The organism is Corynebacterium amycolatum SK46 (assembly GCF_000173655.1).
Classification (GTDB): Bacteria; Actinomycetota; Actinomycetes; order Mycobacteriales; family Mycobacteriaceae; genus Corynebacterium; species Corynebacterium amycolatum_A.
Map to the genome: position 1 here is coordinate 1 of NZ_ABZU01000004.1, position 22,879 is coordinate 22,879.

Annotated in this window: 21 protein-coding genes and 1 tRNA gene; 8 read left to right on the forward strand and 14 right to left on the reverse strand. The window is 57.1% G+C overall.

The genetic code is table 11. From position 1 onward, the window contains the following. On the reverse strand, positions 1 to 549 hold a 549-nt coding region (locus CORAM0001_RS03995; protein ID WP_208854629.1), incomplete at its 3' end, for a putative bifunctional lysylphosphatidylglycerol flippase/synthetase. Positions 550 to 643: 94 nt separating this feature from the next. Next, complete coding sequence (locus CORAM0001_RS04000; protein WP_005510337.1) at positions 644 to 2,029, reverse strand: alpha/beta hydrolase; 1,386 nt, start codon at positions 2,027 to 2,029, stop codon at positions 644 to 646. A 192-nt stretch (positions 2,030 to 2,221) separates the two neighbouring features. Between CORAM0001_RS04000 and CORAM0001_RS04005 the strand changes: the two genes are divergently transcribed. After that, positions 2,222 to 3,436, forward strand: a complete 1,215-nt coding sequence (locus CORAM0001_RS04005; protein ID WP_005510297.1) for an aminotransferase class I/II-fold pyridoxal phosphate-dependent enzyme — start codon at positions 2,222 to 2,224, stop codon at positions 3,434 to 3,436. Here the strand turns inward: CORAM0001_RS04005 and coaE are convergent. The 5 genes from coaE to polA all read right to left on the reverse strand — a co-directional run bounded on the left by coaE (position 3,366) and on the right by polA (position 9,887). Next, entirely contained in the window at positions 3,366 to 4,010 is a 645-nt protein-coding gene (coaE, locus tag CORAM0001_RS04010) for a dephospho-CoA kinase (RefSeq protein ID WP_050773589.1), read from the reverse strand. The two genes, CORAM0001_RS04005 and coaE, sit on opposite strands and share 71 nt — an antisense overlap. Before the next feature lie 33 nt (positions 4,011 to 4,043). Continuing rightward, positions 4,044 to 5,135: a glutathione S-transferase family protein gene (locus tag CORAM0001_RS04015; RefSeq protein ID WP_425265857.1), complete on the reverse strand. Its 1,092-nt coding sequence runs from the start codon at positions 5,133 to 5,135 to the stop codon at positions 4,044 to 4,046. Between the two features lie 102 nt (positions 5,136 to 5,237). Continuing rightward, on the reverse strand, positions 5,238 to 5,438 hold the full coding sequence (locus tag CORAM0001_RS04020) for a hypothetical protein (RefSeq protein WP_005510377.1): 201 nt from the start codon (positions 5,436 to 5,438) through the stop codon (positions 5,238 to 5,240). Positions 5,439 to 5,509: 71 nt separating this feature from the next. After that, positions 5,510 to 6,973 (reverse strand): 30S ribosomal protein S1, encoded by a 1,464-nt coding sequence (gene rpsA / locus CORAM0001_RS04025; protein ID WP_005510285.1) that lies wholly within the window; start codon positions 6,971 to 6,973, stop codon positions 5,510 to 5,512. A gap of 283 nt (positions 6,974 to 7,256) precedes the next feature. Beyond that, complete coding sequence (gene polA / locus CORAM0001_RS04030) at positions 7,257 to 9,887, reverse strand: DNA polymerase I (RefSeq protein ID WP_050773590.1); 2,631 nt, start codon at positions 9,885 to 9,887, stop codon at positions 7,257 to 7,259. 459 nt (positions 9,888 to 10,346) lie between these two features. On the opposite strand from polA, the gene CORAM0001_RS04035 reads away from it, so the two are divergent. The 3 genes from CORAM0001_RS04035 to CORAM0001_RS04045 all read left to right on the forward strand — a co-directional run bounded on the left by CORAM0001_RS04035 (position 10,347) and on the right by CORAM0001_RS04045 (position 12,235). Continuing rightward, the gene (locus CORAM0001_RS04035) at positions 10,347 to 10,937 is read left to right on the forward strand and encodes a TetR/AcrR family transcriptional regulator (protein WP_005510346.1); all 591 of its coding nucleotides are present in this window, start codon (positions 10,347 to 10,349) and stop codon (positions 10,935 to 10,937) included. Between the two features lie 196 nt (positions 10,938 to 11,133). Next, the gene (locus tag CORAM0001_RS04040) at positions 11,134 to 12,111 is read left to right on the forward strand and encodes a DUF368 domain-containing protein (protein ID WP_005510371.1); all 978 of its coding nucleotides are present in this window, start codon (positions 11,134 to 11,136) and stop codon (positions 12,109 to 12,111) included. Positions 12,112 to 12,161: 50 nt separating this feature from the next. Beyond that, positions 12,162 to 12,235: transfer RNA gene (locus tag CORAM0001_RS04045), tRNA-Leu, on the forward strand. Positions 12,236 to 12,969: 734 nt separating this feature from the next. Here CORAM0001_RS04045 and CORAM0001_RS04050 read toward each other — a convergent pair. The 4 genes from CORAM0001_RS04050 to CORAM0001_RS04060 form a co-directional block, all read right to left on the reverse strand. Next, positions 12,970 to 13,299, reverse strand: a complete 330-nt coding sequence (locus CORAM0001_RS04050; RefSeq protein ID WP_005510359.1) for a hypothetical protein — start codon at positions 13,297 to 13,299, stop codon at positions 12,970 to 12,972. A 1-nt stretch (position 13,300) separates the two neighbouring features. After that, the gene (locus CORAM0001_RS11270; protein ID WP_005510325.1) at positions 13,301 to 13,951 is read right to left on the reverse strand and encodes a hypothetical protein; all 651 of its coding nucleotides are present in this window, start codon (positions 13,949 to 13,951) and stop codon (positions 13,301 to 13,303) included. Between the two features lie 366 nt (positions 13,952 to 14,317). Next, a complete protein-coding gene (locus tag CORAM0001_RS04055) occupies positions 14,318 to 14,548 on the reverse strand; it encodes a hypothetical protein (RefSeq protein ID WP_141752720.1) in 231 nt (76 codons plus the stop codon). 170 nt (positions 14,549 to 14,718) lie between these two features. Next, on the reverse strand, positions 14,719 to 15,492 hold the full coding sequence (locus tag CORAM0001_RS04060) for an Ltp family lipoprotein (RefSeq protein WP_005510407.1): 774 nt from the start codon (positions 15,490 to 15,492) through the stop codon (positions 14,719 to 14,721). A 367-nt stretch (positions 15,493 to 15,859) separates the two neighbouring features. Here CORAM0001_RS04060 and CORAM0001_RS04065 point away from each other — a divergent pair, with 367 nt between their 5' ends. The 4 genes from CORAM0001_RS04065 to ehuA all read left to right on the forward strand — a co-directional run bounded on the left by CORAM0001_RS04065 (position 15,860) and on the right by ehuA (position 19,954). Continuing rightward, complete coding sequence (locus CORAM0001_RS04065) at positions 15,860 to 17,179, forward strand: NAD(P)-dependent malic enzyme (RefSeq protein ID WP_005510268.1); 1,320 nt, start codon at positions 15,860 to 15,862, stop codon at positions 17,177 to 17,179. A 126-nt stretch (positions 17,180 to 17,305) separates the two neighbouring features. Next, positions 17,306 to 18,199, forward strand: coding sequence for an ABC transporter substrate-binding protein (locus CORAM0001_RS04070; RefSeq protein ID WP_016422930.1), 894 nt, complete (start codon positions 17,306 to 17,308; stop codon positions 18,197 to 18,199). 63 nt (positions 18,200 to 18,262) lie between these two features. After that, positions 18,263 to 19,180 carry an amino acid ABC transporter permease gene (locus CORAM0001_RS04075; protein WP_425265858.1) on the forward strand — a complete coding sequence of 306 codons (918 nt, stop codon included), beginning with the start codon at positions 18,263 to 18,265 and terminating at the stop codon, positions 19,178 to 19,180. Further along, positions 19,181 to 19,954 carry an ectoine/hydroxyectoine ABC transporter ATP-binding protein EhuA gene (gene ehuA / locus CORAM0001_RS04080; RefSeq protein ID WP_005510281.1) on the forward strand — a complete coding sequence of 258 codons (774 nt, stop codon included), beginning with the start codon at positions 19,181 to 19,183 and terminating at the stop codon, positions 19,952 to 19,954. Between the two features lie 49 nt (positions 19,955 to 20,003). On the opposite strand, the gene CORAM0001_RS04085 is transcribed toward ehuA, so the two are convergent. The 3 genes from CORAM0001_RS04085 to CORAM0001_RS04095 all read right to left on the reverse strand — a co-directional run bounded on the left by CORAM0001_RS04085 (position 20,004) and on the right by CORAM0001_RS04095 (position 22,835). After that, entirely contained in the window at positions 20,004 to 20,765 is a 762-nt protein-coding gene (locus tag CORAM0001_RS04085; RefSeq protein WP_040361150.1) for a sulfite exporter TauE/SafE family protein, read from the reverse strand. Positions 20,766 to 20,852: 87 nt separating this feature from the next. After that, entirely contained in the window at positions 20,853 to 22,196 is a 1,344-nt protein-coding gene (gene gdhA / locus CORAM0001_RS04090; protein ID WP_005510409.1) for an NADP-specific glutamate dehydrogenase, read from the reverse strand. A gap of 255 nt (positions 22,197 to 22,451) precedes the next feature. Beyond that, complete coding sequence (locus CORAM0001_RS04095; protein WP_005510400.1) at positions 22,452 to 22,835, reverse strand: hypothetical protein; 384 nt, start codon at positions 22,833 to 22,835, stop codon at positions 22,452 to 22,454. Between the last annotated feature and the right edge of the window lie 44 nt (positions 22,836 to 22,879).

Genomic DNA, 22,879 nt, shown 5'->3' on the forward strand with positions numbered 1-22,879 from the left:
CAATCTGTCCGCCAAGAAAAACAGCGGTAGATACATACATGAGATTATCGCGACGATAATTAACCAGCCATCGAAATGCACTGCGTACGGCAAAGTTATTGCCAACAGTACGAATAATCCAAGTAGGTTGGCAGCCCACACACTGGCCGAAACTCCAATGGACTTATCTCGGTCCGCACTCGCCCAGGTATAGTATTTTGCGCGAATTGTACCTCCGGTGAGACCGCCAAATCCGGCAAAATTATTAAAGGCCTGCGCAATCCAACCGATTTTCAACGCTTCGCGCGGTGACACCTCCACACCGGCGTATTTGGAAGCGACCAAATCGTAGAGCCCCGTCGCGCTGAACGCAATCAGTCCCAATGCCATGATGATTGCATTTACGTGCATCGACGTATCAACAAATATTTCTCGAAGTTGGCTTCCTGAAATAGCGGCAAACTGGTCACGAGCGACAAGCACGATAATGGAGATTATCGCAATATAGAAAACAATCTTCAAGATTTTTCCGTGCGCCCTAAGCCACTGAAATAACGATTGTAGCGCCATATCCTTGAAATCCAATCTTTTATCTCGAAGTTGATCTAAACAGACAGCCCACTTTTAATGGCGTATTGGGAAACATATTTAGTAGTCTTGCGACTTAGTGGCTCGGCGTCCGAATAAGATTCATTTTCGCCGCGAGCCAGGGAAGCTCGTCGTCAAGCGACTTCTCCCACACCTTCCATTCGTGCGTTCCAGAATAGGTGCGCTCCTGTACGTCCATTCCCTGGCTATGCCCGGCTCGGCAGACTTTCCAGAGCCCTTCGATGACGTCTCTAGGTTCCTTATCGCCAATGGAACAAAATGCGGAATACCCGGTGAAATCCTCTCCCGAGGAAAAAATCGAAAGTGGATTGTTTTCCTCAAATGCGGCCTTGTCACCGCCAAATCCCTTGTCGATAGTCGTCTCAAGGTTGTGCAGATTTGGAAACTCCTCACCCGACATGTCCAAAACGGTGCGGTACGGCCCACCTTTACGGCTGAGAACCTGCATTGCGCAGGTACCTCCATTGGACAATCCGCCAACAGCCCACGATTGCGGTCGAGTGTCTACTTGGAAGTGTTCCTCTAGCCACGCCGGTACGTCATGTTCCAGATAGGTTGCGACCGCCCCATTTTCAGTATCGGAGCAGAGCGGGTTCTTGAAGCTCGAAGAAAGCTGATCAGCAATCGCCACAATCGGCGCCAATCCATTGTGTTGCTCAGCAAAGCGGTCCATAGTGTTTTTTAGGTCACCGTTTACCAACCAATCCTTAGGCGTACCCGGCTGTCCTGGCATTAGCACAAGCACAGGCAGCAGCGGACGCGGTCGAGTAAAATATGCCGGAGGAAGGTAGACGATGGAGGGTCGCGGAGAGAAATTAGTAGCAGGGATATCGGCTTGAACGAGAACGCTACTATCAGTACCTATATTTTCGGCTTGACGTGGCCGCCACCGTTGTTCCAAGGATGTTTGTTTTGCCGACTCACTGTCACCGGGACGATAAACATCCGCGACCGGCGCGAGCCCATCTACCTCGCCAAAAGCCTGCACTTTGCCTGGTCCGCGTAGCACCTGGGCCAAGTTTGCATACGTGCCATAGTGAATATTGGGAACGGCATAGGCGCCGAGTACTGATAATGAGCAGACGAGAAGACCCGCAATGATGCGCCTAGGCTTCTTGGAAAACGCAATTACAACTAGAGCAACGATGCCGGACAAGCCAGATGCGAATGGTCCGAAAACTTCAATACCGATGTAGTCCGGGATCGGTCGCCACACCTTATTAAGCACATACCAGCCGATGGTGCTCACCACAGAGACAGCCGCTACAATCGCGCAAACTTGAATTAGTCCCGATTTTCTAGAGCTGTTCCCCTTTGCAACCAGCCAAAGGAGAAACCCGAGAGTCAGCAGCATTAGTATAACTGCGATAATTTCTGGAACTCTGCCACGCAGCTGTACCAATTTGGCAGCCTCAAGGGCGTACCACGACCAATCTTGCATGCGGTAAAGACTATTTTTTAAAAGGAAGAGAATGCACAGAATATCTGAAGCTCTTATCTAGAATTGTCGCTTCGATTTGTAGCGCTCAGAGATGGCACGCCAAAGCTGGTGTACACAGCTTCGCGGACTGACGACCATCACATCCTGCAGCTTCATGCTTCGAACTCATGAGATTCCGCCTACAGTAAAACCATGACCGTTTCCCGCTTGCGCCCCTTCGGCGAGACCATCTTCGCCACCATGTCCCGCCTCGCCACTGAGCACGAGGCAATCAATCTTGGGCAGGGCTTTCCCGATTGGGATGGGCCGGAGGAGGTGCTCGCTGAGGCGCAGCATCAGATTGCCAGCGGAAATAACCAGTACGGCCCCGGTCGCGGCATGAAGGTGCTCCGCGATGCCATCGTCGCCGATCGCGCCCGCCGCACGGGGCAGGTCTACGATGCCGACGCCGAATGCCTCGTCACGGTCGGTGCCACGGAGGCGATTGCCGCCACCGCCGTGGGGCATCTCGAACCCGGCAGTCACGTCATCGTCATCGAGCCGTACTACGACTCGTACAAAGCCGCCATCGCACTGGCTAACTGCACATATACCGCGGTGTCGCTCATCCCCGCAGCCTTCGGCACGGCGCGCTCCTGGTCGTTCGACCGCAGCGCGCTTGCCGATGCCGTCACCGCTAAAACGGCCATGATCATCATCAATTCGCCGCACAACCCCACCGGCACCGTCCTCACGGACGAGGACTTGCAGGCCATCGCCGATGTCGCCATCGCAAACGATCTACTCGTGCTTGCCGACGAAGTCTACGAACGCCTGTACTTCACCGGATTGTCACACTCTTCCATCAGCGCTCTGCCTGGCATGCGTGAGCGCACCATTGTCGTGTCCAGCGCCGCAAAAACCTTTAACGTCACCGGCTGGAAGATTGGCTGGGCGCTCGCTCCGGCTAACCTACTCGATGGCGTGGTCAAGGCCAAGCAGTTCTTGAGCTATGTCGGCGCCACTCCCCTTCAGCCCGCAGTCGCCCGTGGCCTGCAGGAATGTGCCCCATGGGTGGACGAGCTGGCGGGTCAGCTCGAGGGCTACATGCGGCTCCTCGCCGATGGGTTGGAGGGCCTTGGCGCCGACGTCTTCACGCCGCAGGCAGGGTATTTCGTCGTCGCCGATGTCTCGAGCTGGGGGCTTGGCGACGCCCTGGAGACCTGCACCCGGCTGGTCAAGGAATGCCGCGTCGCAGCCATCCCCGTCACCGCTTTTGTCGATGATCCGAAGTCAGAAAAATACCGCTACCTGGTGCGATTCGCTTTCTGCAAGCGCGCCGAGGTGATTGAGGAGGCTATCGCGCGACTGCGGGATTATCTTGCTGATCGGCCTGCAGCTGACGAATCTGATTCAGCGGCTGAATAATCCGCTCCCAAATCCGGTCGACCTGGTGCACGAGGTCCTCCTCGGTACCTGAGTTTTCCAGAACCACGTCGGCGAACTGCAGGCGCTTGTCATCGCTGATTTGCTTAGCGATGCGCTGCTTCGCATCCTCTCGGTCTACACCGCGGCTTTCCACCAGACGGTCGAGACGGACCTCCACCGGGGTATGCACAACCACGACGAGGTCCTGTGCTTCAGACTGCCCCATTTCAATCAACAGCGGAGAGTCAAACACGATGATGGCGTCACCTGCCGCGTTGAACTGCTCTTCGGTGCGCTGCTCAATACACGGGTGGGTGATGGAGTTCAGCAGCTCCGTCTTCTCCGCGGATACGAAGGCCCGCTTCGCAAGTTCGCCGCGGTTGAGGGAGCCGTCGTCAAGCAAAATGCCCTCGCCGAAGGCTTCGGCGAGTTCTGCTAGTGCCGGTTCCCCGGGCTCGACGACGTCGCGAGCAATCTGATCAGCGTCGATGATGACGGCACCGAGCTCGGCAAACCTACGGGCGACCGTAGATTTCCCACTGCCCATGCCACCGGTTAGTCCTACTTTGAGCATGTCTCTAAGGGTACGTGGACACGCTCCCGCACGTTAGTGCTTTACGACGAGATTCTCAATGCGGTGGCTCTCTTCAACGGGATCTGGGTTTACTGGGGCCGGGGCGGTGCCGGCACCGAATGGGCTGCCGTCAAGGGCCTCACGGCCGTGCGGCTGGAGCAGGTCGGAGAGCTCCGGGCCCCTCGGGACAATACCTAAAGGATTGAGATCGCGGTGAACCTCGTAGTAGTGGCGCTTGATATCGACGAAGTCAGTGGTGTCACCAAAGCCCGGAGTCTGGAAGAGATCACGCAGGTAGTTGTATAGAACCGGCATCTCGGAAACCTTGCTCCGGTTGCACTTGAAGTGGCCGTGGTAGACGGCATCGAAGCGGATGAGGGTTGTGTAAAGGCGAATGTCGGCCTCGGTGATGTGGTCGCCCATGAGGTAACGGCGGGTCTCCAAGCGCTCAGAAACCTTGTCTAGGGCACTGAACAGCCGGTCGTAAGCCTTGTCGTAAGAGTCCTGCGAACCCGCGAAGCCGCAGCGGTAGACACCGTTATTGATCTCGGTGTAGATGAACTGCATAAGCTCATCCATTTCCGCACGCAGCTCCTCCGGGTAGAGATCCGGGGCGCCGTCACGGTGAAACTCGGTCCACTCGGTAATGAAGTCCAAGGTGATTCGGGGGAAGTCATTGGTCACAACCTCGCCCGAGTCGATCTCGACGATGGCCGGAACAGTAATACCGCGCTGGTAGTCCGGGAAACGCTTGAGGAATGCCTCCTGCAGGCGCTCGTAGCCGAGTACTTCGTCGCGACCACCTGGCCCTTTGTCGAATGTCCAGGAGCGGGCATCGTGCACTGGCCCTGGAATTCCGACTGAAATTGCATCTTCCAAGCCGAGCAACCTGCGAACGATAAGTGTGCGATGCGCCCACGGGCAGGCGCGAGCTGCGATGAGGCGGTAGCGACCAGCTTCGACTGGCCACGTCTTAATCCCCTCGCCTACGTCGCGACCGGTCTTAACAATGCGGTCGTTGATATAGCGGGTGTCGCGATTAAAGTCCTTACCCTCCTGGGAGTACACCCCACCGGCGGAGTGTGCGGAGTCCTCTACCTGGTTAGCTTCATTATTTGTTGTCATGCCACCAATCATATGGGTAGAGAGACAAGCTGCCAACGGCGGTCAGGACAACCAGAGCCACCAAAATCGACAGGGCCAGGGACACCAGGGCCATTAGGACCATTAGGACGGCTTGCGCTTCGCCAGCTGCCGGTTAATGTGCAGCAAGCCACTTCTGGTGAAGCGCAAGCCCGCCTTAGGCTGCAGCGGTGCCGCCTTCATAGTCCGAGGCCCCAGCACCAGGACCAAAGATGCAGCAAGCACCCAAGCCGCCGCCATAAAAACAAGGCCGAGCAGGTGCCCGTCGTAACGCAAAGAAGGCACGAAAAACCCCGGCGCGGAAAACCTCGCCGGGGCCATTTCTGAAAGGGAGTATAAGCCCTTAGCGGTCTAGCTTAGTTGCCAGCCAGCTTCTCGCGCAGAGCAGCGAGCTGCTCGTCGGAAGCCAGGGTGCCGCCAGCGTTGTCTGCAGCCGGTGCGGCCGGAGCAGCCGGAGCTGCCTCGCCGGACTCGGAGGAGTAGTTCGAAGCGGTCTCTGCAGCCTCGGCAGCTGCAGCGCGGTGACGCTCGATCTGGGCAGCGTGCAGCTGGTGGTGACGCTCTGCCTCTGCGTAGCGAGCCTCCCACTCTGCGCGCTGGGTCTCGAAGCCCTCCATCCACTCGTTGGTCTCCGGGTCGAAGCCCTCCGGGAAGATGTAGTTGCCCTGCTCGTCGTAGGAGTCGCCCATGCCGTACTTGGTCGGGTCGAACTCTTCGGTGAAGTCCTCGTCAGCCTGCTTGAGGGACAGGGAGATGCGACGACGCTCGAGGTCGATGTCGATGACCTTGACCATGACCTGCTCGTCGACCGAGACAATCTGGTCCGGAACGTCGATGTGGCGGGAAGCCAGCTCGGAGATGTGAACCAGGCCCTCGATGCCCTCTTCGACGCGAACGAACGCACCGAACGGAACCAGCTTGGTGACCTTGCCCGGAACAATCTGGCCGATTGCGTGAGTGCGGGCGAAGACGCGCCACGGGTCTTCCTGGGTAGCCTTCAGGGACAGGGAAACGCGCTCGCGGTTCAGGTCGACCTCGAGAACCTCGACGGTGACCTCGTCGCCAACCTGGACAACCTCAGACGGGTGGTCGATGTGCTTCCAGGACAGCTCGGAAACGTGAACCAGGCCGTCAACACCGCCGAGATCGACGAATGCGCCGAAGTTGACGATGGAGGAAACGACACCCTTGCGGACCTGGCCCTTCTGCAGCTGGTGCAGGAACTCAGAGCGGACCTCAGACTGGGTCTGCTCGAGCCATGCACGGCGGGACAGAACGACGTTGTTGCGGTTCTTGTCGAGCTCGATGATCTTGGCCTCGATCTCCTGGCCGATGTACGGCTGGAGGTCGCGGACACGACGCATCTCGACGAGGGAAGCCGGCAGGAAGCCGCGCAGGCCGATGTCGAGAATCAGGCCACCCTTGACGACCTCGATGACGGTACCGGTAACCGGCTCGTCGTTCTCCTTGAGCTGCTCGATGGTGCCCCAAGCACGCTCGTACTGAGCGCGCTTCTTGGACAGGATGAGGCGGCCTTCCTTGTCTTCCTTGGTCAGGACCAGCGCGTCGATCTCATCGCCAACTTCGACCACTTCGTCAGGGTCGACATCGTGCTTGATGGACAGTTCGCGGGAAGGAATGACACCTTCAGTCTTGTAGCCGATGTCGAGAAGAACCTCGTCGCGGTCAACCTTAACGACGGTGCCCTCAACGATGTCACCATCGTTGAAGTACTTCATCGTCGAGTCGACAGCGGCCAGGAAATCCTCAGCGGTGCCAATGTCGTTGATGGCAACCTGAGGGACGTTAGAAGTGGACATATAAGATGTGCTCCGAAGCGGATAGAAATCGAAAAACGGACAATTTCGGCCTTGCCCCCCCAAAGAAACTCCTGGTGAACCGGGCCAAATCCGCTTTCGGCGAATCTCGCCATTGGCAATTAGTTAACCCGATGTCCATGAAGCTCGAGGCGGCAAAGTCGGCACGCTAATGCATACTTAGCGAACAATACCGATTTGAGCTGCGGCATTCAAGTTCGCAACACACCCTCGGCGAGTCCGCAAAAAGTCCGCCGGCCGCGACCACTACCCAGCCTTCGCACCACTAATGCGCAGCAGTATCCCAGTTCACACCAGCACCGATGGAAACATCCAAAGGCACCAACAATTCAGCCGCCGAGTCCATCTCACGATGCAGCAGCTCCTTAATGGCCGCCTCTTCCCCATCTGCAACTTCAACAACCAGTTCGTCATGAACCTGCAGGAGGACACGTGAGCGCAACCCGCCCCGTCGTAAAGCATCGTCGACCCGGAGCATCGCAATCTTAATAATGTCTGCCGCCGACCCTTGGATCGGCGAGTTCAATGCCGCGCGTTCCGCGTTATCGCGAGCGATGCGGTTGTCGGCATTGAGCTCCGGCAAGTAGCGACGACGATCGAACATCGTGGCGGTAAAGCCATCCTTGCGCGCCTGCTCAACAACCTTGTGCAGGTAATCGCGCACGCCGCCGAATCGCTCGAAGTAGTCCTCCATTAGCTTCTTCGCCTCGCGCTGCGGAATGTCGAGCTGCTGAGCCAGACCAAAGGCACTCAGACCATAAGCCAGTCCGTAGCTCATCGCTTTGACACGACGACGAAGCTCAGGCGTAACCTCATCAATGCCGACGCCGAATACCTTCGAACCGACGTAGTTGTGCAGGTCCTCGCCCTGCCGGTAGGCCTCAATCAGCCCCGGATCTTGCGACAGGTGCGCCATCACGCGCATCTCAATCTGCGAGTAGTCGGCGGTAATTAGCTGCGCATAGCCCTCGCCGACCACGAACGCCTCACGAATCCGTCGGCCGAACTCCGTGCGCACCGGGATGTTCTGCAGATTCGGCTCCGTCGACGACAGACGCCCCGTCGCCGCGACCGTCTGATTAAAAGTCGTATGAATACGGCCATCATCGGCGACGGCCTTAATCAGCCCCTCCACGGTCGACTTCATCTTCTGCGACTCACGGAATTTCAGCAGGTAATCCAGGAACGGATGCGGGTTGACCTTTGCCAGTCCCTCAATTTCCTTCGCCGCCGTGGAATAGCCCGTCTTCGTCTTCTTCGTCTTGGGCATTCCCAGCTGGTCAAACAGCACTTCTTGCAACTGCTTCGGCGATCCGAGATTCAGCTCAGGCTTATCGACGAGGTTGCGAGCCGCACTCTCCGCGTCATCGGTAGCCGCCTGCGCCTGCTTGCGGAGCTCCTCGAGAGCATCGACATCCACAGCAATACCGGCACGTTCCATCCGGCCAAGCACTGGAGCGAGCGGAACTTCCAGGTCGGCATACACACTATAGAGCCCGGCTTCGTCGAGTTCGACAGCCAATCGCTCAGCCAGGTCGATGACGGCGGCGACATGGGAAGCGTCTTCGGCCGGGCCGTCGAGCAGGGTCATCTGGCCATCGGCCTGCGAGAGAGTCTGGCCCAGGTGCCGCTGGACAACGTTGTCCAAGCTGTAGCTGCGCTGGCTTGGGCGCAGCAGATACGCGGCCAAGAAGGTGTCGTGGATGACCCCTACCAGCTCGAAGTCGTAGTTCCAGAGCACATGCATGGCCGATTTAGAGTCATGCACCAACTTCGGGTGGTCGCCAGCGAGCCACTCACGCAGTGCGTCGGCATCTTCGGCGGAAAGCTCGCCCAAGTCGAGAGAAACGGCCTGACCGGAGGTCTTGCCCTTCTCATCGGCGGAGCCAATCATCAGGGTGTGCTCCCCGACCTGCAACGCGGCCGGCTCGTGCAGTTCACCGAGCCAGGCAGCCAGGGCGCCGTCGTCAAGCGAAACAGCCTCGAGCTCTGTCGCGCTTTCGCTGGTGGAAGCGGTGACGCCCGCGCCTTCGATGGAAAGGATGCGGAACACGCGTTCGCGGAGATTATCGCCGAATTCGAGGCGGTCGAAGAAATCGATGATTCCCTGGGCGTCGGCGGGACGGAGCTCGAGCTCGTTCGGACCATACGGCAAGGGCAGGTCCTTGACCATTTCGGTGATGTCACGATTCAGCTGGACGTTTGCGACGCGCTCGCGGAAGTTATCGCCGACTTTGCCGCGGATTTCGTCAGCGTGGTCGATGAGGTTTGCCAGTGTGCCGTACTGAACAATCCACTTCGTCGCGGTCTTCTCCCCGACACCCGGAATGCCCGGGAGATTGTCGGAGGGGTCGCCGCGAAGAGCCGCGAAGTCCGGGTACTGAGTCGGCGTCAGACCGTACTTCTTCTCGATAGCAGCAGGCGTGAAGCGATGCAGCGTGGTGACACCGCGCATTGGATAAAGCACCGTCGTGGTGTCATTGACCAACTGAAACGAGTCACGGTCACCGGTGACGATGAGCGTTTCGAAGCCCTCAGGCTTGGCCTGGGTAGCCAACGTCGCGATAATGTCGTCGGCCTCGTAGTTGTCCTTCTCCAGCGTGACGATGCCCATCTCTTTCAGCACCTGCTGAATAAGCGGCACCTGACCACGGAATTCCTCAGGAGTCTTCTCACGCTGGGCCTTATACTCCGGGAAGATCTCGTTGCGGAAGGTCTCGCGGGCGACGTCGAAGGCGACCGCCACGTGCGTGGGCTTTTCCTCGCTGAGGATATTGGACAGCATAGAAAGGAAGCCGTACACCGCGTTCGTTGTCTGACCACCGGTGGTTGAGAAATTATCCACCGGAAGGGCAAAGAACGCGCGGAAGGCCATGGAATGACCGTCGATAAGCATGAGGGTCTTCTTCATGACATCCCAGTGTAGGAAAATATTGAGCAGCGTAGGAAAACTGAGATACGCGCTGAGGAATCGCGAGCTGCGGAGGATGAGCTGTTGGCCGGTCAGCTTCAGTGAACAATAATTACGGTAATCAGGCTGTATTTTGAAACGGGTTCAGCAGCCCCTTAGTCCACCTGAACAGTGATTCGCAAGATTGAACCTCCCGAGCATCGCTTGGCACTTGGTTGCAGTTTCCGAAATGCTGTAATCCAACTTTAATATTCGCCTTATTTTCCTGGAGTTTTTCCCTGTTTTCCAGCGATTGTTCAACAACATGCACGGAACCCACCTCAAATGAGGCACCTAGGAATTACCCCCTCTTTGAGGTGGCCGCGAAAACATATCGCCACGTCCTGCGCATGCGCCTGAAATCAATTGGCGTAGTTACGCTTTCATGGCTTTAGACTCTTCAGCATGAGTGAGTTCGATTCGACCGATTTCCAACGGAGTGCCCAGTCCACCCGCGAGCGCATCATCGCGGCTGCAGCTCGGCACTTCGCGCGCAAGCCTTTGCGAAGCGTGCCGCTGAAGGAAATTGCCAGCGATGCGGGCGTTAGCGCGCCGCTCATCATCAAGTACTTCGGCTCCAAAGAAGGCCTCCTGGCTGAACTGATTGACTTCAGCCAGTTCAAAGGCACGTTCAGCCGAGCTCCCTTCAATGAACTTGGCCAGCGGATGGCCAGCGCTATTTTGACTGGTCAAGGAATGGCCGGACAGTCCATGATCCCGCTGATTGTCGGATCCCTCGACTCCGAGGAAACTGCAAAAGTCATCGCCGAGCGTTTCAATGAAGCTGTTGCAGATGATTTGATTCGCCGCGCCGAAGAGGACGGACCGGAAGACGTTAGCCACGATGCTGCTGTGCACCGCAGCCAGATGGCTATTTCCCTCTGCGTCGGATACCTAGTTCTTTCTGATACTGGCCTGATCGATGAGGCGAACGCGCCGAGGATTTCGGTGGAGGCCCTGGGCAGTTGCCTGCAGCAGATTATCGAACACGGCTAATGACCGAGCACGGCTAAGGAACCAGCTCCACTGCCCACCGCCCACTGCCACCGCCATCTCCTATGTAACTCACTGAATCAGCAGCGCCGCCCCAGGCGCTGCTTTTTTATTTTGTGTCCTTAATCGCACCCCGAAGCCACTAATACACACACGGAAATACGCTTCTTCTCAGGTGGAAGACATACAATGGCCTGCGATGTCTACTGAAAATACGAGCGCTCCTGGCGCAGAGTCGACCACGCTGCCGACCACGAGCCCCTACTCTGAAATCCCGAAGCCGACCCCGCTGGGTGTCATCGCCAACGCAGTTCGCGGTGGCCTCATTGGTCTCGCCGAGACGATTCCGGGGGTCTCCGGCGGCACGCTTGCGCTAATCACGGGCATCTACGGACGCCTGATTGAATCGGCAAAGCGCATCACTGACCTGCCGCGGGCAATGTCGAAGGGCACCTTCAAGGAGGATCTGCGCAGAATCGACTGGTGGCTGCTCATTCCGGCGGCTATCGGCATGGTGGCCGTGGTCTTCTCCATGGCAGGCGTCATGGAGAGCTTCGTCACCAACCAGCCAGTCGCTTCCCGAGCACTGTTCATGGGCATGATCGCCGCCTCGATTACCATGCCGCTGAACGAGCTACAGCCAGGCGCTCTGCGTCAGCCGGGCATGCGCGGCAAGGCCATCGCTGTCTTCCTGTTTTTCAGCATCGCCCTGTTCGCGCTCACTTCCCTGCCACAGGCCGCGCCGACGCAGCCGCCTCTCTGGCTCGTACTCATCGCCGCCTCGATTGCCGTGTGCGCGCTGGTTCTGCCGGGCGTTTCCGGTTCCTTCTTCCTACTGGTCATTGGCCTCTACGCACCGACCATGGGCGCAATTCACGACCGCGACTTCGCCTACATCGGCACCTTCTTCGTCGGCGCACTGATCGGCATCGTCCTGTTCATCCGCCTCCTCGAATGGCTGCTGAGTACGCACCAGGCGCTCACGTTGGTCGCCATGTCCGGCCTCATGCTCGGTTCGCTGCGCGCTCTCTGGCCGTGGCAGACCGAAAACAACGAGCTCCAGGGCATTGGCTCCGACTGGGGACTCGCCCTCGGACTGTTCATTCTCGGCGCCGCAATCGTCAGCGTCGTCGCTTATGCGCAGCGCCGTTTTTCTATTTTGGGGTCGATGGACTAAACTAGTCAAAGTCGCTTCGATAGAGCGTTTTCGCTTATCGACGGCTTTGCGCCCCTGTAGCCCAATTGGCAGAGGCAACGGATTCAAAACCCGTCCAGTGTGAGTTCGAGTCTCACCGGGGGCACGATTTGAAAACCCGCTTTCACCTGGCTTTTAGCCTGGTGGGGGCGGGTTTTTGGTTGTCTGAGTATTCACTATCTTTCACTCTTTTTCACGCACTTTCACGGGTATTTTGCACCAAAAATGAGCCACGAACGCACCACGCAATTGCACCGTAAAGGAGCAGGATTTCCAATCCCAAGAGTTCGGCTGTGGAATCACACTTTTCGAAAACAGTATCGTTGCCCAGCCCTCCTTGTAGGAATGAAAGACGCCCCGCCAGCGAGCTGTTCGGAATTTCCGAACAGCTCAAACCAGCGGGGCAAAGATTCTTGATTTATGTCTCGGTCGGTGGATTCCGGGCTGTCGGTAGCGCCTGCGAATCTCCCAATCCATCGCTGTCTCGCCAGCAAGGTGACGCTCGACAACTTCCTTTTTGATCTCGAACGAGTACTGCTGCTTTGTCGGTTTCTCCAGGGGACATAGCCTGCCACGCAGCACAAACCGACGGTAGAGACTCTGCACGGCGTGTCTGGAGACCCCGAGGGAATTGGCAGCTGTTTGCACCCCATGCCCTGCTCGAAACACTCCACTAACTGTTCACGCTGCTGCTCACTTAGCGAACTTCGTGCTCTCAAAGAAAACTACTCCCCACTAGTCGGTAACTGATTTCTCAGTCCAACTAATGGGGAGCAGTTCACCAAATGTGACGGGGTTGATGATTGGAGTTAGTGATTACTGCGGTGAAGACTGCCCAGACTAGGTAAAGGTCTTAGCTGTTTCTACCAAATGCCACTTCCCTGTGTCATCACTAAGGTGCAACTCCGGTTTAATCCACTCCTTTTCGTTCAGTTTATAAAGCTCCTCATCTAAGAAGAGACCAAAATCTACACCATCAAAGCTACTTGTAATATAGTCCATTTTTTGCCAACCAGGTTCATTGATTCGCACAGGAATCTGCCACTGCAAATCCCGGCCCCGGTATCGAATCAAAACAGCATCGCCGTCAGATCCGATAAAAGCAGCATGGTCAGCATCGACATGGGGATCTGCCTCAAGAGCACCGATAAATTTTTGTGCAAACCCCATACTATTTACACCTCGACGTATTGGTGGGGTAGGCAGTAATAACGTGGTGGCCATGTTCGGCGACAAAGATTGATGGTTCAAGTGTCTTTACAATTATCCCTCGGATCTTATCAACTAAGTAAATTTGAGCGGACGCGCAAAACTTACCATCACGATTCTGACTTGAAGGTTCAACTCTCTTTGACCACGTAGTGTTCTCCAGTGCAGCATCAATCGCAATCCGGATTAGTGAATCCCCGTCCTTTCCTTCAATGTCTGCGAGCGTTGACCATTCAGGATGATTCTGTCGAATGTGCTTTAATCCGTGATGAGCATCTCCACAGCGCAACGTGATTTCATTTGCGTGCATGAAGTCTTGCGGCGTTCCTAAATCAACATACTTCCAGCTTGCTACCGTTTTGAATGTGTCGGTTGCTGGACCACACGCTGCAAATGGAGGAAGCCCCGAATCGGGGTTCCACGACATGGGTACAGAGTTCAACGGATTCTCGTTGGGAATATCTGGCTTAATTCGCCATTCGAGAACCCCTTGCTTAGCGAGTTCTTCAATACTTTCAGCATGTGCAGGTGAGGGTAACTGCACCAGACATAGAGATGCTACCCCAATCCCGGCCAACAACCTGTTGACAAGACTTTGAATCTTCTTCTGCATAAAGAACCCCTTTGGACAACCTATAGACAATCCAGGTACACAATTAAGTTAACGCATTAAAACACTATGTTTCCAGCCATTCGACTGCCGGGGTAGCCGGATGGCTACCCTATTATTTGCAGCCTGCCCAGTCGTCAGCAGGTCCGGCCGAATCTGACATGGTCGGCACGTTGATATCATTTGTGCACGTAACCTTCACCAAACGGAACGTGGTCATCACCGCCTGCTTAATTTCTTCAGGATGTGCTGGTGGTACGGGCAAGACGACTTCGTCCCTCACAAAGATTGGTGGCGACACCCTCACAATTATCGTGATACCCATTTGCCGATGGTATTGATTCTTTGGATCAATATGCAGGAACTAACCTACAAAGCAATCTCTACAGCATTGGATGCAAACCGAATTATCTCTTTTAATTCGCGATGTGACTTTTCGATAATCCTTTCATCTATTGCCACAAAGTACGTAGGGCTACCCTCTGGCTCGCCTTCAGCAGCACCAATCATCCACGAGTCATTAGAGAAATATGCGTAATCAGCAATCTGATCCACATTTTTCCCGGCACGATCTGCACCGTGCCGAAGTTGTGCTGCCAACAGTCGCTCAACTGCCAGGTCACGCTTAAAACAGCCAAGTCAGTTTCCGCTTCACCAGCAGCCGTTCAGTGTGCAGCAAATGCATTCTGGTGAAGCGGAAGCCGTCCTTTTGCAGCATGCGTCCAACTGGGCTCTGGCCAATTGGCATCATCAACAAACGAAGCCCGCTGCTACAGGTTATCCACCGCGTACTGAGCTTCCTCCGGAGTGAACTGCTCGCCGTATTCCGACGTCAGCTGCTCGTAAATCGCATCCGGGGACATTGCCATCGAGTTCTGGTAGATTCGCGCCTTTTCCAGTGCGTTCTTATTCCAGTCCGCTTCGAGGTTTTCCATTGCATACTGGGCAGCCTCCGGTGAGAACTTCTCGCCATACTCCGAGGTCAGCTGGTCATAGATACCGGCCTTCGACATGTGCATACGATTTGCGTAAATCTCTGCCTTGCGGAGAGCATTCTTGTGCTCGGTCGGAACTTTCTCATCCTGCTTTTCCTGCTTCTCTGTACCGTCCCGCTCATCGACAGCTACCCCAGGGTCCTCAGCGAAATCGGCATTCTCAACAGAGCCAGAATCAGCCACAACTGCAGTATCCGAACCAAAGAGAGATGCAGCTTCAGAATCGCCGCCCGAATCGGCATCGCCTCCACCGGTCAAGCTGGCCGCCACAGCGAGGACCACAACAGCACCCGCGGCGATACCGCCCCATTTGAAGCAGCCACCCTTCTTCTTTTCTTTCGGCGCCGGAGGCACCTGCCCAGTTGCCGACTGACCCTGCGGGTAGGACTGTTGACCGAGCGGATCCTGCGGGTTGTGTTGGTAAGACTGCTGCCCCAGCGAGTCCTGCGAATTCTGGGACCCATACGACCCCTCGGAGACATACGCCCCCTCGGGGCCATACGGGTTCTGTGGGCTCTGCGGGTTCTGGGGGAAAGTGGAATCGGACATCGTAAGAAGCCTCCTGTGTAGAAGTTGCAATGAACCAACAGCTCTCTGTCGTCAGTTGGAACTATCTCAGCAACCCCGGATTCGATTGTCCGCACTACACAAATATTTTCGATTACCAGCCTCAATCCCCGCAGACCCCCACAAAGATTTTATTTTCCACCCCACCGTCCATATAATGAGATACCAATCCCGTATAGCAAGACTGGTTTAGTTTCTACGCACACCACTACGTATCATCTGCCAGCCTTTGCTCCCGGCTTTGCGCACTGCCCACCAGCAGCTCTCGCCGCGGTCGAGTTTTCTCAAAGTACAAAGTACTCAGTACTCAACACGGTACTCAGTACTCAACACGTTTTGGACTGTCATCATGCCTGCTGCGAATTCTTCTTCTAGCTCCTCCGACCACACTGCGAACGCGAACTCCGCTAAGACGCCGCTTCACGCAGTACCGGAGGACACCGCCCCCACAGATCCGTCGACCATCACCGATGGGGAAATCTTCGAGGCGCACCGAGGCGGCAAGCTCCGCTCCCACTCGACCATGAAGCTCGAGACGATTCGCGACCTCTCCATCGGCTACACCCCAGGTGTTGCCCGCGTCTGTGAGGCAATCCACGAGGATCCGGCTCTGGCTCGCACCTACACCTGGACCGGCCAGAACGTCGCAGTAATCTCCGACGGCACCGCAGTGCTTGGCCTTGGCGACATCGGCCCCAAGGCCGCACTGCCGGTGATGGAAGGAAAGGCCCAGCTCTTCGAGCAGTTCGCCGGTATCTCCGCTGTGCCAATCGTCCTGGATACCCTCGACACGGAGGAAATCATCAAGACGGTCAAGGCGCTGGCACCGTCGTTTGGCGGCGTGAATCTCGAAGACATCTCCGCGCCTCGCTGCTTCGAGATTGAGCAGCGTCTCGACCAAGAGCTCGACATCCCCATCTTCCACGACGACCAGCACGGCACCGCCATCGTCATCGCCGCCGGCCTAATCAACGCCTGCAAGCTGACAGGCCGCAGCTTCCAGGATCTCCGCGTAGTCATCTCCGGCGCTGGTGCTGCTGGTGTCGCTGCGACGAAGATGCTGCTGTCCGCTGGCGTGTCCGACATCGTCGTCGTCGATTCGCGCGGCATCATCCACCCAGACCGCGAACCACTGAGCGACATCAAGCAGTGGGTTGCAGGCATGACTAATCCGCGCGGCATCACCGGCTCAATCAACGATGCGCTTGTCGACGCTAACGTGTTCATCGGCGTCTCTGCCGGCCGTATCGGCGAGGATGCGATTAGCCAGATGGCCGCCGACCCGATTCTGTTCTCGCTGGCCAACCCGATTCCGGAAATCCCCATGGAAATCGCTCGCAAGTACGGCGCAGTGGTAGCCACCGGCCGCTCGGATCACCCGAACCAGATTAATAATGTGCTGGCCTTCCCAGGCCTGTTCCGTGGCGCGCTTGAGGCGGGCGCCAAGCGCATCACCGAGGCCATGAAGCTGGCTGCTACTCAGGCCATTGCAAATGTTGGCGTAGAAGACCTGAGTGCCGACCGCATTATTCCGTCGGCGCTGGACCCGCGCGTCATGCCGGCCGTGGCGAAGGCTGTCCGCGATGCTGCGTTGAGCGACCCGGCTTCCGGCGCGGTCGGGGCGCAGGACGTCACTGGCAATGGCTTTGCCGCAGCTGAAGCAAACTAAATAACCGGCGCTGACTATCCCTCGGGAAGCCTGACAAGTGTGAGGTTTTCCTGCGCCAGCCTAAGACGCAGCTGAATAGGGGTACCGAATTTAAGGTATTCCTGTGCCTGGGTAACATATTCAGATATGAAAAGACCCATCGCATTGGCGGCTGCCACGCTGACTGCGACCTTGTTCTTAGGGCTTACAGGCTGCGTCACCAATGACGAAAGCGGTAACCCCGAGGGCTGGTCGGAGATTAAGCCAGCAGCGGTCCCCGAACTGGCGAAGCAGGTCCCAGCAGATCTTCGTAAGCGCGAAGTATTGCGCATCGGCACCAACCCAACATTCGCCCCGGCAGAGTTTAAGGATTCCGCCGGTTCCATCATCGGTTTCGACATTGACCTCATGCGGGCCATGGCCAGCGTCTTGGATTTGCGGCTGGAAATCCAAGAACAGGATTTCGCACTGATTCTGCCGGCCCTGTCGGCCGGCGCAGTTGATGTTGGCGCCTCCGGCTTCACCTCAAACGAGGAGCGCCGCAAAACCTACGACTTCGTCGACTACCTGGATACCGGTCTGCAGTGGGCACGTCGCCCCGGCAGCGACGCCAGCTCCGACAACTACTGTGGCAAAACAGTCGCCGTTCAGCGCAATACCGTCGCTGACATGGAGGACCTGCCGGTAAAGAATCAGGATTGTCTGGATCGCGGTTTGCCACCAATTAACAAGTTGGCCTACCAGGATGCTGGTACCGCAGCTACCACCGTGGTGCTGGGGCGTGCTGACGCGCTGGCAGCTGACTCACCAGTCAGCGCCTACGCGGTCAACCGCTCTGAGGGCAAACTCGAACTTGCCGGAGATATCTACGATGGTGCCCCGTTCGGCTTCGCTATTCCGAAGGATTCAGAACTCGGCCCAGTACTGCAGCAGGCGCTGCAGTACCTCATCGACAACGGCCAGTACAAGCAAATCCTGACCACATGGGGTTTGGAAGACGGTGCTTTGGAACGCGCCACTATTAACGGAGAGGAACTTTAAGTGAGCGACTCATCTGCGTCTGGCGCCCGCTACGAGGCCACACAGGCGGAACTCAACGAAGAAATTAAGGCCAAACCACTGCCGCACCCGGGTCGCTGGATTACCGCAGCCATCCTGCTGCTGCTCTTCCTGTGGTTCGTTATCGGCGCCGCCCGCAACGAGGCCTACCACTGGGATGTTTATTTCCAGTACCTGTTCGACACCCGAATCGCCGCTGCCGCTGGCTGGACCATTGCACTGACGGTCTTGGCCATGATCATCGGTATCGTCGGTGGTGCCATCGTCGCCGTGCTCCGCATGTCGGAAAACCCTGTGCTGTCCACGGTTTCTTGGTTCTATCTGTGGGTCTTCCGAGGAACCCCGGTCTACGTGCAGTTGGTCTTCTGGGGTCTACTCGGCACCATTTATTCAACAATTAACCTGGGCGTGACCGAGGTTGATCTCAGCACTGTCCTGTCCAATACCTTTGTGTTGGCGTTCGTCGGTCTCGGCCTGAACGAATCCGCATACATGGCTGAAATTGTCCGTGCCGGTATCCAGGCTGTCCCGGAGGGCCAGACCGAAGCGTCGAAGGCACTGGGTATGAGCTGGTGGCAGACTGTCCGCCGCACCATCTTGCCGCAGGCTATGCGCATCATCATCCCGCCGACGGGCAACGAGTTCATCTCCCTGCTGAAGACCACTTCGCTGGTCATCGCAGTGCCGTTTTCGCTGGAGCTCTACGGCCGCTCCACGGACATCGCCAATGCGCTGTTCCTGCCGGTGCCGATGCTGCTTGTCGCCGCCACCTGGTACTTGGTGATCACATCGATTCTGATGGTCGGACAGTTCTACCTTGAGCGCTACTTCGCCCGCGGCGCTACCCGTCAGCTCACCGCCCGCCAGCTGGCCGCGCTTGCCGACGCCGAAGGTGTGCCGCTTGCAAATGCTCGTGTTGTCGATAAGGACGAAGAGCACTTCTACCGAGAGGATCCGCAGTAAATGACTACCAAAGATTTGATGGTTGAGGCGCAAAAGGTTCGGAAGAACTTCGGCCGTCTCGAGGTCCTCAAGGGCATCGACATGGAGGTTCCACGCGGTACAGTTACCTGCCTCATTGGTCCTTCGGGCTCCGGTAAGTCCACGCTGCTGCGCTGCATCAACCACCTGGAGAAGGTCAATGCAGGCCGTCTCTACGTCGACGGTTCCCTGATTGGCTACCGCGAAAAGAACGGCAGCCTCTACGAAATCTCCGCCGCAGAAGCGGCGCGTCAGCGTCGCGATATCGGCATGGTGTTCCAGAACTTCAACCTGTTCCCGCACCGCACGGTGCTGGGAAATATCACTGAGGCACCAGTGCTGGTAAAGGGTGTCTCTCAGGAGCAGGCTGAAAAACGTGCCATGGAGCTGCTGGAGACTGTTGGTCTGGCGCACAAGGCCGATGCCTACCCTGTTCAGCTCTCGGGCGGCCAGCAGCAGCGTGTTGCCATTGCGCGAGCACTGGCCATGGAGCCGAAGCTAATGCTCTTCGATGAGCCGACTTCCGCTCTTGACCCGGAGCTCGTCGGTGAGGTTCTCAACGTCATGCGTGGTCTGGCCGATAAGGGCATGACCATGGTCGTCGTGACGCACGAGATGGGCTTTGCCCGCGAAGTTGCCGACCAGGTTGTGTTCATGGCCGACGGCGTGGTCGTGGAAAAGGGCACCCCAGATGAGGTACTGGGCAACCCGAAGCACGAGCGCACCCGCAACTTCCTGTCTTCGCTGTTGAAGTAATAGCTACTGAAGTAACAGCAAGGAGAGGCTGACAGGCGGAACAGCAAGCCTACGCGCTAAAAGTTGCGGAGATACCGCGAATCAGGGTTACTGCCGCACCGGTGGTAGCCAGGATGACCGCGAGCTTTCGGGCTTGCACAATGGGCACTCGTCGAGAAATGCGAGTGCCCAAAAATATACCTACAACCAGGGCGGCCAAGCACAGCGGCCAGAGGATAACCGGTGTGGTGGCGAAGACCGAGACGTCAGCGCTGAGCTCCTTGAACAGTAGAGATAGCGCGCCGGAAACAAAGAAGAGCGGTTGCAGGGTGGCCGCAAATGTCTGCGCTGGCCAACGGGAAGCCTGTGCGTAAACGGTAATGGCAGGTCCCGCGATGCCGGCCAGGGTATTCATAAAACCGCCGGCCACGCCTGAGGCAACGGCGTACTGTGGACCGTCGACACGCATGCGCTGTGGCATAAACGATGTCACCAGCAGCGCGAGTAGCACGAGCCCGCCGACCAACACCTGGAGCGGCCCGCTGGGCGTGTTGTGAACCACCCAAGCGCCGGGGAGCGCTCCTAAGGCCATCACCGGACCAATCAGCCAGAACTTCTTCCAATCGACGTTTTCTCGCACCGAAATGGTCTGCATGACCGCATTGACGGTGGCAAGCACGTTGATAATCAAAATTCCTGCTACGGGGCCTGCAATCAGTGAGAGGACCGGCCCTCCCAGCAGTCCGAGTCCCATACCGGCTATTCGCTGCATCAGGGCCCCGATGAAAATCGTTGCCACGATAAAGACAAAAGCCCACACTGATAACTCCATGGGAGGGAGTTTACAGCGTGGGCTTTTGGGCTATTCGACGGGCGGGGTCGCCGGGGGAATCCGTCGTAAAGCGGAAACGTTAGCAGACTAGATGACGCCCTGAGCCAGCATTGCGTTAGCGACCTTCTTGAAGCCTGCGATGTTGGCACCGAGCACGTAGTCGCCCTCGTGATCGTACTCAGCGGCGGTGGTCTCGCAGTTCTTGAAGATGTTGGTCATGATGCGCTTCAGGCGCTCATCGGTGTAGGAGAAGGACCAGGAATCGCGGGTAGCGTTCTGCTGCATCTCCAGAGCGGAGGTAGCAACACCGCCAGCGTTGGCAGCCTTGCCCGGTGCGAAGTGGACACCGTTGGCCTTGAAGACCTCGATAGCCTCCGGAGTGGACGGCATGTTTGCGCCCTCGGCAACGAAGCGACAGCCGTTTTCGACCAGCAGCTTGGCGGACTCGCCACTCAGCTCGTTCTGAGTTGCACACGGAAGTGCGACATCGGCCTTGAGCTCCCAGATGTTGCCACCCTCGTGGAACTCAGCGCCCTCAGTCTCAGCGACGTACTCGGAGACGCGAGCACGACGAACTTCCTTGATTTCCTTCAGCAGCTCGACGTCGACGCCGTTCGGAGTGGAGACGTAACCGGAGGAGTCAGAGAAACCGACGACGGTAGCGCCGAGCTCCTGAGCCTTCTTAATGGCGTAGATGGCGACGTTACCGGAACCGGAAACGATGACCTTGGCACCGTTGATGTCAGCACCGTTGGCCTTCATCATCTCTTCAGTGAAGTAGACACAGCCGTAACCGGTGGCCTCGGTACGAACCAGGGAACCGCCCCAGGTCAGGCCCTTACCGGTGAGAACGCCGGACTCGTGCTGGTTCGCCATACGGCGGTACTGACCGAACAGGTAGCCGATCTCTCGGCCACCGACGCCGATATCACCGGCCGGGACGTCACGGTACTCACCGATGTGGCGGTGCAGCTCGGTCATGAACGACTGGCAGAAGCGCATGATTTCCAGCTCGGACTTGCCCTTCGGGTCAAAGTCGGAGCCGCCCTTGCCGCCACCGATTGGCAGGCCGGTCAGGGAGTTCTTGAAGATCTGCTCGAAGCCCAGGAACTTAATGATGCCAAGGTTCACGCTCGGGTGGAAGCGCAGACCGCCCTTGTACGGGCCCAGCACAGAGTTGAACTGAACACGGAAGCCACGGTTGACCTGGACCTTCCCCTGGTCGTCGACCCACGGCACGCGGAAAATAATCTGACGCTCCGGTTCACACAGACGCTGAACCAAGCCGTAGTCACCGTAGTGTGGGTCCTTTTCCAGAACGACCTTCAGCGACTCCAGAACTTCTGCCACTGCCTGGTGGAACTCCGGTTCACCGGCGTTTCGGGTAAGAATCTGGTCATAGAGTCCCGAAACCTTCTGCTCGATATTCAAAATAAACCTCTCTGCGTAACCATTATGGCGCCCACGAAGAACAACCAGTCCGCGGTTGTAAACCACTTCCCGATTGCCGTATCTCGGTGGCACAGGTTATGTGCACAAGGACTGGGCAACTGTTGATATTGAAGCGGACATAATTATACAACGGCATATTGCTGGGAAAACTCGTAGTGTTTCGCACTACACCCGCTCTCCGAGCCAAGCACCGCCACTGTGACCGGTTACACTTTTCACCGATTAGGTAGGAAATTACCTAAATACGGCAACATTCCAGGGATATGTCGCAACAGATTCGAGCATTTCGTCGAACTCACGCAGCACCGGGTCCGGGGGCAATTCTGCACGCGGAGTCAGTAGCTCAGAGAGGTCCATAGCGAGTTCATTGAGAGAACCACCGTGCTGATCGAAGCTCAAGAGATAACGGAATACCTTCCTCTCCCCCAACGGCTCCTTCGGGTTCTCACGCTCCCACTGCTCCACCAACTGCGCGTCAGTATCCGCCGACGCCACCGAAACATCCACATCACTAATTCGCCCGGCGCGGTCAAACTCACTCAACTTGGTATGAAATGCCTCGGCCAGCGCCTCCGATTCGGTCGGCTTCACCAGGCAGTGAAAAACAATCTTCGACATAACTTCACAGGCTAAGCCACGCGAGACGGCCAGACAATAGCACC

Bases quoted from the DNA above. Each gene is read 5' to 3' on its own strand.
- rpsA (WP_005510285.1), bottom strand. From the start codon at position 6,973: ATGTCCACTTCTAACGTCCCTCAGGTTGCCATCAACGACATTGGCACC.
- CORAM0001_RS04095 (WP_005510400.1), bottom strand. From the start codon at position 22,835: ATGTCGAAGATTGTTTTTCACTGCCTGGTGAAGCCGACCGAATCGGAG.
- CORAM0001_RS04065 (WP_005510268.1), top strand. From the start codon at position 15,860: ATGCCTGCTGCGAATTCTTCTTCTAGCTCCTCCGACCACACTGCGAAC.
- CORAM0001_RS04040 (WP_005510371.1), top strand. From the start codon at position 11,134: ATGTCTACTGAAAATACGAGCGCTCCTGGCGCAGAGTCGACCACGCTG.
- CORAM0001_RS04000 (WP_005510337.1), bottom strand. From the start codon at position 2,029: ATGCAAGATTGGTCGTGGTACGCCCTTGAGGCTGCCAAATTGGTACAG.
- CORAM0001_RS04060 (WP_005510407.1), bottom strand. From the start codon at position 15,492: ATGTCCGATTCCACTTTCCCCCAGAACCCGCAGAGCCCACAGAACCCG.
- CORAM0001_RS04050 (WP_005510359.1), bottom strand. From the start codon at position 13,299: ATGGGGTTTGCACAAAAATTTATCGGTGCTCTTGAGGCAGATCCCCAT.
- coaE (WP_050773589.1), bottom strand. From the start codon at position 4,010: ATGCTCAAAGTAGGACTAACCGGTGGCATGGGCAGTGGGAAATCTACG.
- CORAM0001_RS04085 (WP_040361150.1), bottom strand. From the start codon at position 20,765: ATGGAGTTATCAGTGTGGGCTTTTGTCTTTATCGTGGCAACGATTTTC.
- polA (WP_050773590.1), bottom strand. From the start codon at position 9,887: ATGCTTATCGACGGTCATTCCATGGCCTTCCGCGCGTTCTTTGCCCTT.
- ehuA (WP_005510281.1), top strand. From the start codon at position 19,181: ATGACTACCAAAGATTTGATGGTTGAGGCGCAAAAGGTTCGGAAGAAC.
- CORAM0001_RS04070 (WP_016422930.1), top strand. From the start codon at position 17,306: ATGAAAAGACCCATCGCATTGGCGGCTGCCACGCTGACTGCGACCTTG.
- CORAM0001_RS11270 (WP_005510325.1), bottom strand. From the start codon at position 13,951: ATGCAGAAGAAGATTCAAAGTCTTGTCAACAGGTTGTTGGCCGGGATT.
- CORAM0001_RS04035 (WP_005510346.1), top strand. From the start codon at position 10,347: ATGAGTGAGTTCGATTCGACCGATTTCCAACGGAGTGCCCAGTCCACC.
- CORAM0001_RS04005 (WP_005510297.1), top strand. From the start codon at position 2,222: ATGACCGTTTCCCGCTTGCGCCCCTTCGGCGAGACCATCTTCGCCACC.
- CORAM0001_RS04015 (WP_425265857.1), bottom strand. From the start codon at position 5,135: ATGACAACAAATAATGAAGCTAACCAGGTAGAGGACTCCGCACACTCC.